This is a genomic window from Rhizobium sp. BK456, assembly GCF_014194045.1.
Classification (GTDB): Bacteria; Pseudomonadota; Alphaproteobacteria; order Rhizobiales; family Rhizobiaceae; genus Rhizobium; species Rhizobium redzepovicii.
In genome coordinates, this window is the sequence record NZ_JACIAO010000002.1 from 604,709 (window position 1) to 621,317 (window position 16,609).

A 16,609-nucleotide genomic window follows, 5' to 3' on the forward strand; every position below is an offset into this window, starting at 1 on the left:
CAAGGGGCCCTGAATGCTGATCTGGCTTGTCGAACTGTCGGAATATTTCAAGTTTCTGAACCTGTTCAGATATATTACCTTCCGTACAGGCGCTGCTCTGTTCACCTCAGCCCTGATCGTCTTCCTGTTCGGGCCGACCATCATCAATTCGCTGCGCATCCGGCAGGGTAAGGGCCAGCCGATCCGCGCCGACGGGCCGCAGACCCATTTCAAAAAGGCCGGCACACCGACCATGGGCGGGCTTATGATCCTTGCCGGCATCGTCGGCGCCTCGCTGCTCTGGGCCGATCTTTCCAACGTCTATGTCGTCGCCACCTTGCTGGTGACGCTCGGTTTCGGCGCGATCGGCTTCTATGACGATTATCTCAAGGTGACGAAGCAGAGCCATATGGGCTTTTCCGGCAAGGCGCGCCTGGGCATCGAATTTGTCATCGCCGGCATCGCCGTCTATTTCATGATGCGCACCGCCCTTGCCTCGGGCGTTGCCGGCTCGACCTTCGGTTCGTCGATCGCCTTTCCTTTCTTCAAGGACTTCATGATCAATATCGGCATCATGTTCGTCGTCTTCGGCGGCTTCGTCATCGTCGGCGCCGGCAATGCCGTCAATCTGACCGACGGCCTTGACGGGCTAGCTATCGTGCCCGTCATGATCGCCGCCGCCTCCTTCGGCGTCATCGCCTATCTCGCCGGCAATGTGGTGTTTGCGAACTACCTGCAGATCAATTTCGTGCCCGGCACCGGCGAGCTTGCCGTCGTTCTCGGCGCCGTCATCGGCGCCGGGCTGGGCTTTCTGTGGTTCAACGCGCCGCCGGCCGCCATCTTCATGGGCGATACCGGGTCGCTGGCGCTCGGCGGCACGATCGGCACTGTTGCCGTCGCCACCAAACACGAGATCGTCATGGCGATCATCGGCGGCCTCTTCGTCATGGAGACGCTTTCGGTCATCATCCAGGTGGGCTTCTTCAAGATGACCGGCCGGCGCGTCTTCCTGATGGCGCCGATCCATCATCACTTCGAGAAGAAGGGCTGGACCGAAAGCCAGGTGGTGATCCGCTTCTGGATCATCGCCGTCGGCCTTGCCATGCTCGGCCTCTCGACGCTGAAGTTGCGGTGAGGCGGCCATGATCCCGGTCACGACGCTCAAGGACAGGAAGGTCGCGCTCTTCGGGCTCGGCGGCTCGGGCCTTGCCACCGCCCGGGCGCTGGTTTCGGGCGGCGCCGAGGTGACCGCCTGGGACGACAATCCCGACAGCGTCGCCAAGGCTTCCGCCGAGGGCATCCGGACTGAGGATCTGCATACCATCGACTGGAGCCAGCAGGCGCTGTTCGTGCTATCACCAGGCGTGCCGCTCACCCATCCGAAGCCGCACTGGACCGTCGATCTTGCGCGCGCCGCCGGCGTCGATATCGTCGGCGATGTCGAACTCTTCGTGCGCGAGCGCCGCGCCCATGCGCCGGATTGCCCGTTCATCGCCATCACAGGCACCAACGGCAAGTCGACGACGACGGCGCTGATCGCCCATATTCTGAAAAGCGCCGGCTATGATACGCAGCTCGGCGGCAATATCGGTACGGCGGTTCTGACGCTCGATCCGCCGAAGGCCGGACGCTATTACGTCGTCGAATGCTCCTCCTACCAGATCGACCTGGCACCGACGCTCAACCCGTCAGCCGGCATCCTGCTCAACCTGACGCCCGATCATCTCGACCGTCACGGCACGATGCAGCATTACGCCGATGTCAAGGAACGGCTGGTCGCCGGCAGCGATGTGGCGGTCGTCGGCGTCGACGACAGCCATTCGGCGCTGATTGCCGACCGCGTCGAGCGGGCGGGTGTCAAGGTGGTGCGCATTTCGCGCCGCAGCGTGGTGGCATCAGGCATTTATGCCGAGGGCACCAGGCTCATTCAGGCCGCCGGCGGCGCCATGCTGCCCTTCGCCGATCTCGACGGTATCCAGACGCTGCGCGGCAGCCATAATGCGCAGAACGCCGCCGCAGCTGTGGCCGCCTGCCTTGCCGTCGGTATTTCCGCCGACGACATCCGTGCCGGCCTTGCCTCGTTCCCTGGCCTCAAGCATCGCATGCAGCCGGTGGGGCAGCGTGGCCGCGTCGTCTTCGTCAATGATTCCAAGGCGACCAATGCCGATGCTGCGGCACCGGCGCTTTCGAGCTATGATCGCATCTACTGGATCGCCGGCGGCCTGCCGAAATCAGGCGGCATCACCACGCTCGCTCCCTATTTTCCGCGCATCGCCAAGGCATATCTGATCGGCGAAGCGGCGGCGGAATTCGCAGCGACACTCGGCGAGGCCGTGCCTTACGAGATTTCAGGCACGCTGGAGCGCGCGGTCGTGCATGCGGCAGCCGATGCCGAGCGCGACGAGGCCGCCGCTTCGGCCGTCATGTTATCCCCGGCTTGCGCAAGCTTCGATCAGTATAAGAATTTCGAAGTCAGGGGTGAAGCCTTCGTCGGACACGTGGCAGCGCTTGACGGGATTGCGATGCTGATCGGTTCGGCAACAGGAGAGAAATGACATGGTAAGCCGCGCGGAACGTGGGCCTTTGGCCGATTGGTTCTGGACCATCGACCGCTTCTTCCTGGCGATGTTCATCTTCCTGATGGGCATCGGTTTCATGCTGTCGTTTGCAGCGTCTCCCGCGGTTGCCGAGCGCATCGGGCTCGAGCCCTTCCACTTCGTCAAGCGCCATGCGGCCTTCATGATCCCTTCGATTTCCGTCATGCTCGGACTGTCGTTCCTGACGCCCCGGCAAGTGCGGCGAACGGCGATCCTGCTGCTGATCATCTCGCTCGCCATGATGGTGCTGGTGCTGTTCGTCGGACAGGAGGTTAAGGGCGGCAGGCGCTGGATCTGGATCGCCGGCCTTTCGATCCAGCCGTCGGAATTCATGAAGCCCGCCTTCGTCGTGGTTTGCGCCTGGCTGTTTGCCGAACATGCGCGCCAGCCGGAGATTCCCGGTAATCTCTTCGCCATCATTCTGTTTGCCATCGTCGCCGCCCTGCTCGTCGCGCAGCCTGACCTCGGACAGACCATCCTGACTACGGCCGTCTGGGGCGGGATGTTCTTCATGGCCGGCATGCCATGGATCTGGATCATGCTGCTCGGCATCGGCGGCGCCGGCGGCCTGCTCAGCGCCTATTACGTCTTCCCGCACGTCGCGTTGCGAATAGACAAGTTCATGACCGGCGAGGGCGACACGTTCCAGATCGACACGGCGCGCGAGGCGATCATCCGCGGCAGCTGGTTCGGCCAGGGGCCGGGTGAGGGTATCGTCAAGCGCATCATCCCGGATGCACATACCGACTTCATCTTCTCGGTCGCGGCCGAGGAGTTCGGCATCGTCTTCTGCATGGCGCTGGTGGCGCTCTTTACCGTGCTGGTGTTGCGCGGCCTATCGCATGCCTATCGCGAGCGCAACGACTTCAACCGCTTCGCCGTTGCCGGCCTGGTGCTGCAGATGGGCATCCAGTCGATCATCAATATCGGCGTCAACCTCGAGTTGCTGCCGGCAAAGGGCATGACGCTGCCGCTGATTTCCTACGGCGGCTCGTCGATGGTGGCGATCTGCGTCACCGCCGGCTTCATTCTGGCGCTGACGCGTCATCGACCGGAAAAACGTGCGCAGGACCGGAGCCTTTTCCGCGTCCCGCACGGCATGCCGGCGGAGTAAAAGGCCATGAGCAAAGGCATCGTGCTGCTTGCCGCCGGGGGAACCGGCGGCCATGTGTTCCCGGCGGAGGCGCTGGCCTTCAAGCTGAAGGAGCGCGGCTACTCGGTGCATCTCGTCACCGACAGCCGGGCCGAGCGGTATGCCGGCAAGTTCCCGGCCGAAGAGATCCATGTCGTGCCGTCGGCGACGATCGGCTCGAAGAACCCGGTCGCCGTCGCCCGTTCGCTGTGGACGCTCTGGAGCGGCATGCGGGCCGCAAAGAAGCTGATCCAGCGGCTGAAGCCCGTCATCGTCGTCGGTTTCGGCGGCTATCCGACAGTGCCGCCGCTGCTTGCCGCGACAAGGCTTGGCGTGCCGGCGATGATCCACGAGCAGAATGCCGTGATGGGCCGTGCCAACAAGGCCTTGGCGACCCGCGTACAGGGGATTGCCGGCGGTTTCCTGCCGGAGGGGGGCGGCGCCTTCCCGGACAAGACCGTAACGACAGGCAATCCGGTCCGCCCGGCAATCATCGCTGCCGCCGAGGTGCCTTATACGCCCTCGCATCCCGGCGAAGCCTTCAATCTTGTCGTCTTCGGCGGCAGCCAGGGCGCGCAATATTTCTCCAAGGCGCTGCCGACGGCGATTAGCCTGCTTGACGACGCGCTGCGTCTGCGACTGCGCATCACCCAGCAGGTGCGTCCCGAGGATATGGAGATGGTCGGCGGCTGCGTCGCCAAGCTGGAGATGGGGGCCGATATCGCGCCTTTCTTCACCGACATGGCGGAGAGGCTGGCGAAGGCCCATCTTGTCATCTGCCGCTCGGGCGCCTCGACGGTTTCGGAGATCTCCGTCATTGGTCGGCCGGCGGTGCTGGTGCCTTACCCGCACGCTCTCGATCATGACCAGGCGGCGAATGCGGCAGCGCTGGCTGCGACCGGCGGAGCGAAGGTGATCGCCCAATCCGAGCTTTCGCCGGAGAAGATCGCGGCGATCCTGACGGCTGTGATGAACGATCCGGAAAAGCTTTCGCACATGGCAGCGGCGGCGAAACTCGCCGGAAAACCCGATGCCGCGAACTTGCTTGCCGACATGGTTGAGGCTATTGCCGCCGGACGGACAATTGCGGAATTGAAGAGGACACGCGCATGAAACTGCCGAAGGCGATCGGTCTCGTTCATTTCATCGGCATCGGCGGCATCGGCATGAGCGGCATTGCCGAGGTGCTGCACAATCTCGGCCACAAGGTGCAGGGATCCGACCAGGCCGATAGCGCCAATGTCCAGCGCCTGCGCGACAAGGGCATAGAGGTGTTCGTCGGCCATCGGGCTGAGAACCTGGGTGATGCCGAAGTCGTCGTCGTCTCGACGGCGATAAAAAAGAGCAATCCGGAATTGATCGCCGCCCGCGAAAAGCTGCTGCCGGTGGTGCGCCGCGCCGAAATGCTTGCCGAGCTGATGCGCTTCCGCAATGCGATCGCCATCGGCGGCACGCATGGCAAGACGACGACCACTTCGCTGGTCGCCACCCTGCTCGAAGCCGGCGGGCTCGATCCGACCGTCATCAACGGCGGCATCATCAATGCCTACGGCACCAATGCCCGCATGGGCGAGGGCGAGTGGATGGTGGTCGAGGCCGACGAATCCGACGGCACGTTTCTGAAACTTCCTGCGGATGTCGCCGTCATCACCAATATCGACCCGGAGCATCTCGACCATTACGGCAATTTCGACGCCGTGCGCGCCGCCTTCCGGCAGTTCGTCGAGAACGTGCCGTTTTACGGCTTCGGCGTTATGTGCCTCGACCATCCCGAGGTGCAGTCGCTGGTCGGCCGCATCGAGGATCGCAAGATCATCACCTATGGCGAGAACCCGCAGGCCGACGTACGCTTCAAGAATGTGCGCATCGACGGCACACGCTCGATCTTCGACGTCGAAATCCGCCGCCGCCGCACCGGCCAGGTGATCGAGCTCAAGGGGCTGGTCATGCCGATGCCCGGGCGGCATAATATTTCCAACGCCACGGCGGCTATCGCCGTAGCCAACCGGCTCGGCATATCGAGCGCCGATATCGCCAAGGGGCTTGCCTCCTTCGGCGGCGTCAAGCGCCGTTTCACGCTGACCGGCGAATGGAACGGGGTGCAGATCTTCGACGATTACGGTCACCATCCGGTCGAGATCAAGGCGGTGCTGCGCGCTGCCCGCGAAGCCTGCAAGGGGCGCATCATCGCGGTCCATCAGCCGCACCGCTACAGCCGCCTGGCAAGCCTGTTCGAGGAATTCGCCGCCTGCTTTAACGATGCCGACAGCATTTTCCTGGCGCCGGTCTATGCGGCAGGCGAAGATCCGATCGCGGGGATCGATTCCGTGTCGCTGGTCTCGCGGATAAAATCCGGCGGCCATCGCGACGCTCGCTTTCTCACTTCGGCAGAGCTTCTGCCGCAGATGGTTGCGGAGGTTGCAAAGCCTGGCGATTTCGTGGTTCTGTTGGGGGCTGGGAGCATCACATCCTGGGCGGCGGCGCTGCCCAAGCAACTGGAAGGCCTATCGGGAAAGTCCGTATGAAACAGGTGAATGGGGAAAAGCTTCTCGCGTCTCTCGGAGACGGTGTAAAGGATATCCGCGGTCGCATCACGCCGGATGCCCCCATGGACCGCGTCACTTGGTTCAGGGCAGGCGGCCTCGCCGAGCTGATGTTCCAGCCGCATGATATCGACGATCTCGTCGCCTTCCTGAAAATCTTGCCGGAAGAGGTGCCGCTGACCGTGATCGGCGTCGGCTCCAACATCCTGGTGCGCGACGGCGGCATTCCCGGCGTCGTGCTGCGCCTGTCCGCCAAGGGCTTCGGCTTTGTCGAGCTTGCCGGCGAAAACCGCATTCTGGCCGGCAGCATCTGCCCCGATAAGCATGTGGCGGCGATGGCGATGGATAACGGCATCGGCGGCTTTCATTTCTTCTACGGTATTCCGGGCAGCATCGGCGGCGCAGCGCGCATGAATGCCGGGGCCAATGGCGTCGAGACGCGCGACCGGCTGATCGAGGTCAACGCGGTCGACCGCAAGGGCAACAGGCACGTGCTCTCCAATGCCGAGATGGGTTATTCCTATCGTCATTCGACCGCATCCAGCGAGTTGATCTTCACCTCCGTGCTATTCGAGGGCTATCCGGAGGAGCGCGCCCAGATCCGCGCCGAGATGGACGCCGTGCGCAATCATCGCGAGACGGTGCAGCCGGTGCGCGAAAAGACCGGCGGCTCGACCTTCAAGAACCCTGCCGGCCATTCGGCCTGGAAACTGATCGACGAGGCAGGCTGCCGCGGTCTCGTCATCGGCGGAGCGCAGATGTCGTCGCTTCACTGCAACTTCATGATCAACATGGGGCAGGCGACCGGCTACGATCTCGAATATCTCGGCGAACAGGTGCGCCGCGAGGTCTTCGAGAAAGAGGGCATCAAGCTCGAATGGGAAATCAAGCGCCTCGGCGTCTTCATGCCCGGCCGCGAAGTGCGCCCGTTCCACGGCGTCACCAGCGAATAGCTTTTTACTTCACGGCGAGCTTCAAACCTTCGCGCGGCGTGACGATGGGCGACCAGCCGAGCACGTCGCGGGCGTGGGATATGTCGACCTGCAGGGAACCGCAAAGACGCTGGTAGACCGCATCCTTCCCCGTCAATCTTGCGCCCAACTGTAACAGGGCGGGAGGGAAGGGGAGCAGCATCGGTTTGACACCCAAGCCTGCGGCAATGCCTTCGATGAGCCCGGGCGTGGAGAGATCTTCTCCGTCGCCTGCGAGAAAGGTCTGGCCGGCCGCAGCCTGATGCGTCATGGCCATGACGATCAGGTCGACGAGATTTGGAAGCGCAACCAGTGTCCGGTGGTTCTTCAGCGATGCGAAGGGGAGCGGTATCTTCTTCCGGACAAGTCCGACGAGCAGGGCGAAGTTGCCCCTGGCCCCAGGCCCATAGACGAGGGGCGGGCGAATGACGACGACTTCCATGTCTGTTCGGGCTGAGATTTCATGCAGGCCGATTTCGCTTTCCAACTTGGAAACGCCATAGGGATCAAGCGGCATCGGCGTATCGTCGTGGCGGAAGGGCCGGTCGTTTTCTTCACCATTGACTTTGATGCTGCTGATGAAAACGAACCTTTTTACCCCGGCGTGTGCGGCCTGCTCGGCGAGATTGAGCGTGGCGGCGGTGTTGATCCGGCGGAATTCCGTCAGAGGATCGGCCGCGCGGTCATTCATGATGTGCACCCGGGCGGCGAGATGGACGACGACGTCAACACCGTCGAGAGCGGCCGTCCAGTCTGTTTCGCTGGATATTTCGATGGGGAAATGCCGCACCTCTGCCGGAAAGCCGGCGGCTGCGGAGCGCGTCGTCACCTGAAGCTCCCACAGCCGCTCGCCATGCAGTCTTTCGACGAGAGGCCCGCCGACAAAGCCGGCCGCGCCGGTGATGAGGCATCGCATGATCTGTTCCCCGCTTGACCTTGAGTGCTCGGGTTAGCCGGAAGTGCCGACCGCATCAATAAAAAAGCCGCGCTGGCTGTTTTCCTCGGATGCACAGTTTCTCGATCCTTGCGCGAAGCTTGCCGCAGCATTTCTCACCAGCTTGACCGGACTCGAATTGTAGCAGATTCCCTATAAACTCTCTGGTTGAGATTTAGGAGGTGCGCATGCGAAAGAGTCTTGTTGCGGAGTTTCTCGGCACGTTCTGGCTTGTCTTTGGTGGATGCGGGAGCGCCGTCCTTGCCGCGGCCTATCCCGAATTGGGCATCGGTTTTGTCGGGGTGGCCTTTGCATTCGGCCTGACCGTGCTCACCATGGCCTATGCCGTGGGCGGTATTTCGGGCGGTCATTTCAACCCCGCCGTCTCCCTCGGCCTGACGGTCGCCGGGCGGTTTCCCGCGGCACGCCTGCTTCCCTATATCGTCGTCCAGGTTGTTGGCGCTGTTGCTGCGGCCGCACTGCTTTATCTCATTGCCAGCGGCAAGGCGGGTTTCGAACTTGGCGGCTTTGCCGCCAACGGCTATGGCGATCATTCGCCGGGCGGTTATTCGCTGCTTTCGGCACTGCTGATCGAAGTGCTGCTGACCATGTTCTTCCTGATCATCATCCTGGGATCGACCAGCAGCCGCGTGCCTGCAGGCTTCGCGCCACTTGCGATCGGCCTAGCGCTAACGCTGATCCATCTCGTGTCTATCCCGGTGACAAATACCTCGGTCAACCCGGCGCGTTCCACCGGCCAGGCGCTTTTCGTCGGCGGCTGGGCATTGCAGCAGCTCTGGCTGTTCTGGATTGCACCGCTTGCGGGCGGGGTGCTCGGGGGGCTCGTGTGGAAGTTTCTCGACGACGCCGACTGACCACAAGGCAGGAGGCTATCCCGTTGAGCCCGCGTGGTTTTTCCATGCGGGCTTTTCCGTTTTGACAGATCGGCTGAGATGTCCACCCTGAAACTTCGAAGACGTGAAGCTTCGAAAAATGAAGTGCGCGGCACGGACAAATGCTGCGCCTGGGAAGAAGAAGTTAACGAAAGTAAACACTTCATTAACCATAATGATGCTCTAATGCATGCAGGTCGGACAAAGGCCCGAAACGGCGCAGACAGCTTCGCGCAAGCGTCGATTTCGAGAATGAAAGTTATTTTTTGGGGGTGTTGATGAGTCGCAAGCATGTCGCTGTCCTGATGGGCGGATTTTCCTCGGAACGGCCTGTCAGCCTTTCCTCGGGAAAGGCTTGCGCAGAAGCCCTCGAATCGGAAGGCTTCGAAGTGACACGCATCGATGTGGCGCGCGACGTTTCCGAAAAGCTTGCCGCGTTGAAACCCGATGTGGTCTTCAATGCGCTGCATGGCCCCTTCGGCGAGGACGGCACCATTCAGGGCATCCTCGAATATCTCGAGATCCCCTATACGCATTCGGGCGTGCTTGCCTCGGCGCTGGCAATGGACAAGGACAAGGCGAAGCTTGTTGCCGCCGCTGCCGGCATTCCGGTCGCCGAATCGCAGGTGATCAACCGTTTCGCCTTTCCCTCGACGCATCCGATGAAGCCGCCCTATGTGGTGAAGCCGGTGCGGGAAGGGTCGAGCTTCGGCGTCGTCATCGTCACGGAAGATCAGGCGCATCCGCCGCAAGTCGTCAGCTCCACCGAGTGGCGCTACGGCGAGGATGTGCTTGTCGAGCGCTATGTCTATGGCCGCGAACTCACCTGCGGCGTCATGGGCGAGACTGCGCTCGGCGTCACCGAGGTGGTGCCGCAGGGACACAATTTCTATGATTACGATTCCAAGTACGCAGCCGGCGGTTCAAAACACGTCATCCCGGCAAAAATTTCACCGAATATTTACCAAAAAATACAAAGATTGGCCCTAAGGGCGCATCAGGCAATCGGTTGTCGCGGCGTCAGTCGGTCCGACTTTCGTTACGACGATCGTTTCTCCGAAGACGGCGAAATCATCTGGCTGGAAGTCAATACCCAGCCAGGCATGACTCCAACCTCGCTTGTGCCCGAAATGGCCGGTCATGCCGGTTATTCCTTTGGTGAGTTTCTCCGGTGGATGGTGGAGGACGCGTCTTGTTTGCGTTGACAGTAAAGAGGATAGGGCGCCCCAGCCATCATGCCGTGCTTCCGGTCATGGAAGCCGAAGAGCGATTCGTCCTGCCGCGTCCGCTGCGCCGCGTTACCCGTTTCCTGATCAGCCTCGGCAGCGGCCGCATCTACATCCCGGCCCATACCGGCACGATCTCGGCGCTGGCTTTCCTGGCTGCGACCGGGCTTTACGGCATGTCGCTCGGCGGCCACACCGAAGCCGTTGCGCAGGCGACGACGACGGCGGCGGGTTTTGCGATCGAGGACGTGAAGGTTTCCGGCAATTCGGAGACGTCCGAAATCGAGATCCTGCAACTGATCGGCCTCGACGGCACGACCTCGCTGGTCGCCCTCGACGTCGATGCCGCCCGCCGGAAGATCGCGCATCTTCCGTGGGTCGAAAGTGTCGAGGTTCGCAAGATCTATCCGAAGACGATCGAGGTGAAGCTCAAGGAGCGTCAGGCCTATGCGATCTGGCAGCACGGGCAGGAGCTTTCGCTGATCGAAAAGAACGGCAGCGTCATTGCGCCGCTGCGCGACAACAAGTTTTCGTCGCTGCCGCTCGTCGTCGGCCGCGATGCGGAGACGGCGGCGGCGTCGCTCGACGACGCCTTCTCGAAGTGGCCCGACGTCAAGGCCCGCGTGAAGGCCTATGTCTGGATATCAGGCCGTCGCTGGGATCTGCACATGGATAACGGCGTCGTCGTCAAGCTGCCGGAAGACGGTATCGACCAGGCGCTGGCGACGCTTTCGAAGTTCGACAAGGAGCATCAGCTCCTGGAGCGGGACATTGCCGCGGTCGATCTCAGGCTGTCCGATAGAACCGCAATCCAGCTGACGCCGGAGGCGGCAGTCCGCCGTCAGACGGCTGTGACAGAGCGCACCAAGGAATTGAAGAAGGCGGGGCAGAATATATGAGCTTGTTCGGTTCATCCCATTTCGGATTGCCGCGCCTGAAGCCGCTTTCGTCGAAGCGGTCGCATGTCGTTTCGGTGCTCGACATCGGCTCGACCAAGGTCGTCTGCATGATCGGCCGGCTGACGCCGCGCGAGGAAAGCCAGATCCTGCCGGGCCGCACGCACAATATCGAGATCATCGGCATCGGGCACCAGCGTTCCCGCGGCATCAAGACCGGCGTCATCGCTGATCTCGACGCGCTGGAAGGCGTCATTCGCCTCGCCGTCGACGCGGCGGAGCGCATGGCCGGGCTGACTGTCGAGAGCCTGATCGTCAATTTGACGGCCGGCCGCCTCGGCAGTGACATTTACACGGCCACGATCGATCTCGGCGGCCAGGAAGTCGAACTCAACGATCTGAAGAAGGTACTGTCGGCCGCCTGCCAGCAGTCGCTGCGCCAGGATCGTTCGGTGCTGCATTCGCTAGCAACCGGCTTTTCGCTCGACGGCGAGCGCGGTATTCGCGATCCGCTGGCAATGTATGGCGATGCGCTTGGCGTCGATATGCATGTGGTCACCGCAGAGCGCTCGGCGCTGAAGAACCTCGAGCTCAGCGTCAACCGCGCGCATCTGTCGGTCGAGGGCATCGTCGCGACGCCCTATGCATCCGGCCTGGCGGCTCTCGTCGATGACGAAGTCGAGCTCGGCTGCGCTGCGATCGACATGGGTGGCGGCACGACGACGATCTCGGTCTTTGCCGAAGGCAAGCTCGTTCATACGGATGCCGTCGGCCTCGGCGGCCATCACGTGACCACCGATCTCGCGCGAGGCCTTTCGACCCGTATCGAGGATGCGGAGCGGCTGAAGGTCGTGCATGCCACGGCCCTTTCGAATTCCTCCGACGAGCGCGAGCTGATCTCGATTCCGCCGATCGGCGAGGATGATCGCGACCAGCCGTCGCAGGTGCCGCGGGCGCTGGTTTCGCGCATCGTTTCGGCCCGAATCGAAGAAACGATGGAACTGATCCGCGACCGCATCCAGCGCTCCGGCTTCAGCCCGATCGTCGGCAAGCGCGTCGTCCTGACCGGCGGCGCGAGCCAGCTGACCGGCCTTGCCGATGTGGCGCGGCGCATTCTTGCCCGCAACGTCCGCATCGGCCGCCCGATGGGCGTCTCGGGACTGCCGACGGCGGCAAAGGGCCCGGCTTTTTCGACGGCCGTCGGCCTGATGATCTATCCGCAGGTCGCGGACATGGAGACACATGCGTCACAGAGCGGTCTGCTCATGTCGCTTGGTGGAAATAACAGCCGCATAGCCCGGATGGGCCAGTGGCTGAAGGAAAGCTTCTGAAATTGAGTGATTGGCCGGCGTGGCGATGCGGCCAGAGAGAGAAGGAACAGGTACCATGACCATCAAGCTGCAAAAGCCTGACATCACAGAGCTGAAGCCGCGCATCACCGTATTCGGCGTTGGCGGCGGTGGCGGCAACGCCGTCAACAACATGATCACCGCCGGTCTCCAGGGCGTCGACTTCGTCGTCGCCAACACGGATGCCCAGGCGCTGACGATGACGAAGGCGGAGCGGGTCATCCAGCTCGGCGCCAACGTCACTGAAGGCCTCGGCGCCGGTTCGCAGCCGGAAGTCGGCCGCGCGGCCGCCGAAGAGTGCATCGACGAGATCATCGATCACCTGAACGGCACGCATATGTGCTTCGTCACCGCCGGCATGGGCGGCGGCACCGGCACGGGCGCAGCGCCCGTCGTCGCCCAGGCCGCCCGCAACAAGGGCATCCTGACGGTCGGCGTCGTCACCAAGCCGTTCCATTTCGAAGGCGGGCGCCGCATGCGCCTGGCGGAGATGGGCATCCAGGAACTGCAGAAGTCTGTCGACACGCTGATCGTCATTCCGAACCAGAACCTCTTCCGCATTGCCAACGACAAGACCACCTTCGCCGACGCTTTCGCGATGGCCGACCAGGTTCTCTATTCGGGCGTTGCCTGCATCACCGACCTGATGGTGAAGGAAGGTCTCATCAACCTCGACTTCGCCGACGTCCGCTCGGTCATGCGCGAAATGGGCCGCGCGATGATGGGTACCGGCGAAGCTTCCGGCTCCGGCCGCGCGCTGCAGGCCGCCGAGGCCGCGATCGCCAACCCGCTGCTCGACGAAACCTCGATGAAGGGCGCCCAGGGCCTGCTGATCTCCATTACCGGCGGTCGCGACCTCACCCTCTTCGAAGTCGACGAAGCCGCGACCCGCATCCGCGAGGAAGTCGATCCCGACGCCAACATCATTCTCGGCGCCACCTTCGACGAATCGCTTGAGGGCATCATCCGCGTCTCGGTCGTCGCAACCGGCATCGATCGGGCGATCAGCGAAGCCGCCGAGCGCAACGTTCAGCCGGTCGCAAGGCCTGCTATCCGTCCCTCCGCGGCTGTTGCTCCGGCAGCGGCCGCAGTTCAGCCTGCCCCCGTGATGCAGGCACCGAAGGTGGTGGATCCGATCGCGCAGACCATCCGCGAAGCCGAGATGGAACGCGAACTCGAATTCCCGGCCCCGCGTGCCAGCGCCCCGGTACAGCAGCCAGTGGTACAGCAGGAAACCTTCCGTCCGCAGAGCAAGATTTTCGCGCCTGCTCCGGAAGCTCCCGTCACGCGTCCCCAGGTGCAGCAGCAGGCTCCAGCGCCCGTCATGAGCCAGCCGATCGTGAGCCAGCCCGTCCAGCAGCAGCCGGTCCGGCAGGAGCCGATCATCCGCCAGGCGCCCGAACCGATGCGCATGCCGAAGGTCGAGGATTTCCCGCCGGTCGTCCAGGCCGAACTCGACCACCGCACGCAGCCGGCTTCCGCGCATGCAGCGGAAGAGCGCGGTCCGATGGGCCTGCTCAAGCGAATCACCAATTCGCTCGGCCGTCGCGACGACGAAGCCGTGGCCGCCGACATGACCGCCGCACCGCCGGCCGCTTCGCAGCAGCGCCGTCCGCTGTCGCCTGAAGCAAGCCTCTACGCACCGCGTCGCGGCAATCTCGATGATCAGGGCAGGGCGGTTCCGCAGGCCCGGATGATGCAGGAAGACGACCAGCTGGAAATCCCGGCATTCCTGCGTCGCCAGTCGAATTGAGCGGCTAACTCTGCACCGTTCATGCCCGGGATCAAGGTCCCGGGCATTGCTGTTTTTCAGTCCGTGATTCGCTAGCGATTTCAATCGTGTGACTTCGTTACAAAGCGAAAGAAACAGTGATTTGGATTGGAGCGCCGGGGCACGTAAGTATGGTGCAAGGAAACTGCCCCACGAGTCCTTTTGACAGGCTCGTTGTACAGAATGAACGATGACCGCGCCGATTGGGCAGACTGCCGGTGCGGAAGAATAAAGGCAGAATTTATGGCAATTGGCTTGCTGGGTTTTCAAACGACGGTATCGCGTCCCGTGACGCTTTCGGGCATCGGGGTCCATTCGGGTGCTAATGTCTCGATCACGCTGAACCCGGCCGAATCGGATACCGGCGTCATTTTCCAGCGCATGCATGCCAATGGCGATATCACCGAACTCAAGGCCGTCTCCTCGCAGGTCGGCAATACCGACCTCTGCACCGTACTCGGCTTCTCGCCCGCCCATTCGGTCGCGACGATCGAGCATGTGATGGCGGCGATCTATGCGCTCGGCCTCGACAATGTGGTGATCGAGGTGCAGGGCTCCGAAATGCCGATCATGGACGGCAGTTCGCTGCCCTTCGTCGAGGCGATCGAGCAGGTCGGCCTGGTCTCGCTTGGCGTCAAGCGCCGCTATATCCGCATTACCAAGCCGGTGCGAATCGAGCATGGCGGCTCCTGGAGCGAATTCCGTCCCTATGACGGCACGCGCTTCGAGGTCGAGATCGATTTCGACTGCCCGCTGATCGGCCGGCAGAAGTGGGCCGGCGACATGACCGCGGCCGTCTTCAAGGCCGAGCTTTCCCGCGCCCGCACCTTCGGCTTCATGCGCGATGTCGAGCGTCTCTGGGCTTCGGGCCACGCGCTCGGCTCCTCGCTCGAAAATTCCGTCGTCATCTCGGACGACAATACCGTCATCAACGTCGAAGGGCTGCGTTACGCCAAGGACGAATTCGTCCGCCACAAGACGCTTGATGCCGTCGGTGATCTATCGCTTGCCGGCGCGCCGTTCATCGGCTGCTACCGGTCCTATCGCGGTGGCCATAAGATGAATGCCAATGCGCTGAAGGCGCTGCTCGCCGATCCCTCCGCCTATGAGGTTGTGGAGACGTCGACGCCGCGCCAGCGTGTCGCCGCCCGCGAACTGATCGCGGTCAGCGCTTCCGGATTCGCTCCCTGGTCGGCATGACCTCCAGCATATTCTCAAGACCAGGCCGCCTCTTTCCCGGAGGCGGTTTTTTTATGTCCGCCGGGTCAGATGCTTTACTGCCACAGGTCGGGGAAGAAGAGGAAAAGCCGGGCATTCCCCGGCTGCTGCCACAAAAATGCGTTAATGCCTTATCATTGCGTTGCTCTTGATGCACATTTATGGCTAGAAACGCCAGCGAGGCGTGGCTGCCGTGGAGCGAGCGGCGGCAGTGGGGTTCTTTCGAATGGGTTATGCAGGATCTGACGGTATGATGAAGACAGCGCGTGCTTTGTTCGCATCGCTTCTGGTGCTCAGCGCGGGCGCCTCGATATCCGGCTGCCAGTCGGATCCCGATATCGACATCACCAAGCTCGGCCTCGAAACCGATCCGCCGGATGTGCTCTACACACAGGGCCTTGCCAACATGAAGGCCGGCAACATGGCGGAAGCGGCGCGCAAGTTCGACGCCATCGACCGCGAGAACCCGTTCTCCGAATGGGCGCGCAAGGCGCTTGTCATGAGCACTTTCGTCAAATACCGCCAGGGCCGCCTGGACGATGCGCTTACATCCGGCAACCGCTACATGTCGCAATATCCGAAATCACAGGATGCGGCCTATGTGCAGTATCTCATCGGTCTCACCTATTCCAAGCAGATCGTCGACGTGACCCAGGATCAGCGCGCCTCGGCCAAGACGATCGAAGCGATGCAGGCCGTCATCGACAATTATCCGAACTCCGAATATGTCGACGACGCCCAGGCCAAGATCCGCTTTGCGCGGGACCAGCTCGCCGGCAAGGAAATGCAGATCGGCCGCTACTACATGGAGCGGAAGGAATATCTCGCCGCGATCTCGCGCTTCCGCATCGTCGTCGAGAAATATCCGAATACGAACCAGATCGAAGAGGCCTTGGCGCGTCTCGTCGAGGCTTATTACGCCATGGGCATTGTCGACGAGGCGCAGACGGCGGCTGCCGTCCTCGGCCACAATTATCCCGACAGCCAGTGGTACGCCGATTCCTACAAGCTGCTGCAGACCGGCGGTGCCGAGCCGCGTGAAAACAAGGGCTCGTGGATCGCTGCGGCAGGCAAGAAACTCCTGCTCGGTTCCTGAGGCC

At 62.4% G+C, this 16,609-nt stretch carries 14 protein-coding genes; 13 read left to right on the forward strand and 1 reads right to left on the reverse strand.

Features of this window, described 5'->3' with window-relative positions; all coding sequences use genetic code 11:
• The first annotated feature begins 13 nt into the window (after positions 1-13).
• Genes mraY through murB form a run of 6 tightly spaced genes read left to right on the forward strand, consistent with a single transcriptional unit; the run spans position 14 to position 7,204 of the window.
• Positions 14-1,114 (forward strand): phospho-N-acetylmuramoyl-pentapeptide-transferase, encoded by a 1,101-nt coding sequence (mraY, locus tag FHX03_RS09195; RefSeq protein WP_003593357.1) that lies wholly within the window; start codon positions 14-16, stop codon positions 1,112-1,114.
• A 7-nt stretch (positions 1,115-1,121) separates the two neighbouring features.
• The gene (gene murD, locus FHX03_RS09200) at positions 1,122-2,534 is read left to right on the forward strand and encodes a UDP-N-acetylmuramoyl-L-alanine--D-glutamate ligase (protein WP_097628244.1); all 1,413 of its coding nucleotides are present in this window, start codon (positions 1,122-1,124) and stop codon (positions 2,532-2,534) included.
• Between the two features lies 1 nt (position 2,535).
• The gene (gene ftsW, locus FHX03_RS09205; protein ID WP_003565051.1) at positions 2,536-3,690 is read left to right on the forward strand and encodes a putative lipid II flippase FtsW; all 1,155 of its coding nucleotides are present in this window, start codon (positions 2,536-2,538) and stop codon (positions 3,688-3,690) included.
• Positions 3,691-3,696: 6 nt separating this feature from the next.
• Positions 3,697-4,821 carry an undecaprenyldiphospho-muramoylpentapeptide beta-N-acetylglucosaminyltransferase gene (gene murG / locus FHX03_RS09210; RefSeq protein WP_097628245.1) on the forward strand — a complete coding sequence of 375 codons (1,125 nt, stop codon included), beginning with the start codon at positions 3,697-3,699 and terminating at the stop codon, positions 4,819-4,821.
• Positions 4,818-6,233 carry a UDP-N-acetylmuramate--L-alanine ligase gene (gene murC, locus FHX03_RS09215; protein ID WP_003593362.1) on the forward strand — a complete coding sequence of 472 codons (1,416 nt, stop codon included), beginning with the start codon at positions 4,818-4,820 and terminating at the stop codon, positions 6,231-6,233. The genes murG and murC overlap by 4 nt, the downstream gene beginning before the upstream one ends.
• Complete coding sequence (murB, locus tag FHX03_RS09220) at positions 6,230-7,204, forward strand: UDP-N-acetylmuramate dehydrogenase (RefSeq protein ID WP_183853390.1); 975 nt, start codon at positions 6,230-6,232, stop codon at positions 7,202-7,204. Before murC ends, murB begins: the two co-directional genes overlap by 4 nt.
• Positions 7,205-7,208: 4 nt before the next feature.
• On the opposite strand, the gene FHX03_RS09225 is transcribed toward murB, so the two are convergent.
• Entirely contained in the window at positions 7,209-8,138 is a 930-nt protein-coding gene (locus FHX03_RS09225) for a UDP-glucose 4-epimerase family protein (protein WP_183853392.1), read from the reverse strand.
• A gap of 206 nt (positions 8,139-8,344) precedes the next feature.
• Between FHX03_RS09225 and aqpZ the strand changes: the two genes are divergently transcribed.
• From aqpZ to FHX03_RS09260, 7 genes are all read left to right on the forward strand, one after another.
• Positions 8,345-9,031, forward strand: coding sequence for an aquaporin Z (aqpZ, locus tag FHX03_RS09230; protein WP_097628248.1), 687 nt, complete (start codon positions 8,345-8,347; stop codon positions 9,029-9,031).
• 296 nt (positions 9,032-9,327) lie between these two features.
• Entirely contained in the window at positions 9,328-10,254 is a 927-nt protein-coding gene (locus FHX03_RS09235) for a D-alanine--D-alanine ligase (RefSeq protein ID WP_097628249.1), read from the forward strand.
• Complete coding sequence (locus FHX03_RS09240; protein ID WP_097628250.1) at positions 10,242-11,174, forward strand: cell division protein FtsQ/DivIB; 933 nt, start codon at positions 10,242-10,244, stop codon at positions 11,172-11,174. The genes FHX03_RS09235 and FHX03_RS09240 overlap by 13 nt, the downstream gene beginning before the upstream one ends.
• Complete coding sequence (ftsA, locus tag FHX03_RS09245; RefSeq protein ID WP_003565034.1) at positions 11,171-12,502, forward strand: cell division protein FtsA; 1,332 nt, start codon at positions 11,171-11,173, stop codon at positions 12,500-12,502. Before FHX03_RS09240 ends, ftsA begins: the two co-directional genes overlap by 4 nt.
• Positions 12,503-12,557: 55 nt before the next feature.
• Entirely contained in the window at positions 12,558-14,273 is a 1,716-nt protein-coding gene (ftsZ, locus tag FHX03_RS09250) for a cell division protein FtsZ (RefSeq protein WP_097628251.1), read from the forward strand.
• Between the two features lie 261 nt (positions 14,274-14,534).
• On the forward strand, positions 14,535-15,491 hold the full coding sequence (gene lpxC / locus FHX03_RS09255) for a UDP-3-O-acyl-N-acetylglucosamine deacetylase (RefSeq protein ID WP_097628252.1): 957 nt from the start codon (positions 14,535-14,537) through the stop codon (positions 15,489-15,491).
• A 244-nt stretch (positions 15,492-15,735) separates the two neighbouring features.
• The gene (locus tag FHX03_RS09260) at positions 15,736-16,605 is read left to right on the forward strand and encodes an outer membrane protein assembly factor BamD (RefSeq protein WP_172643284.1); all 870 of its coding nucleotides are present in this window, start codon (positions 15,736-15,738) and stop codon (positions 16,603-16,605) included.
• Positions 16,606-16,609 lie beyond the last annotated feature (4 nt).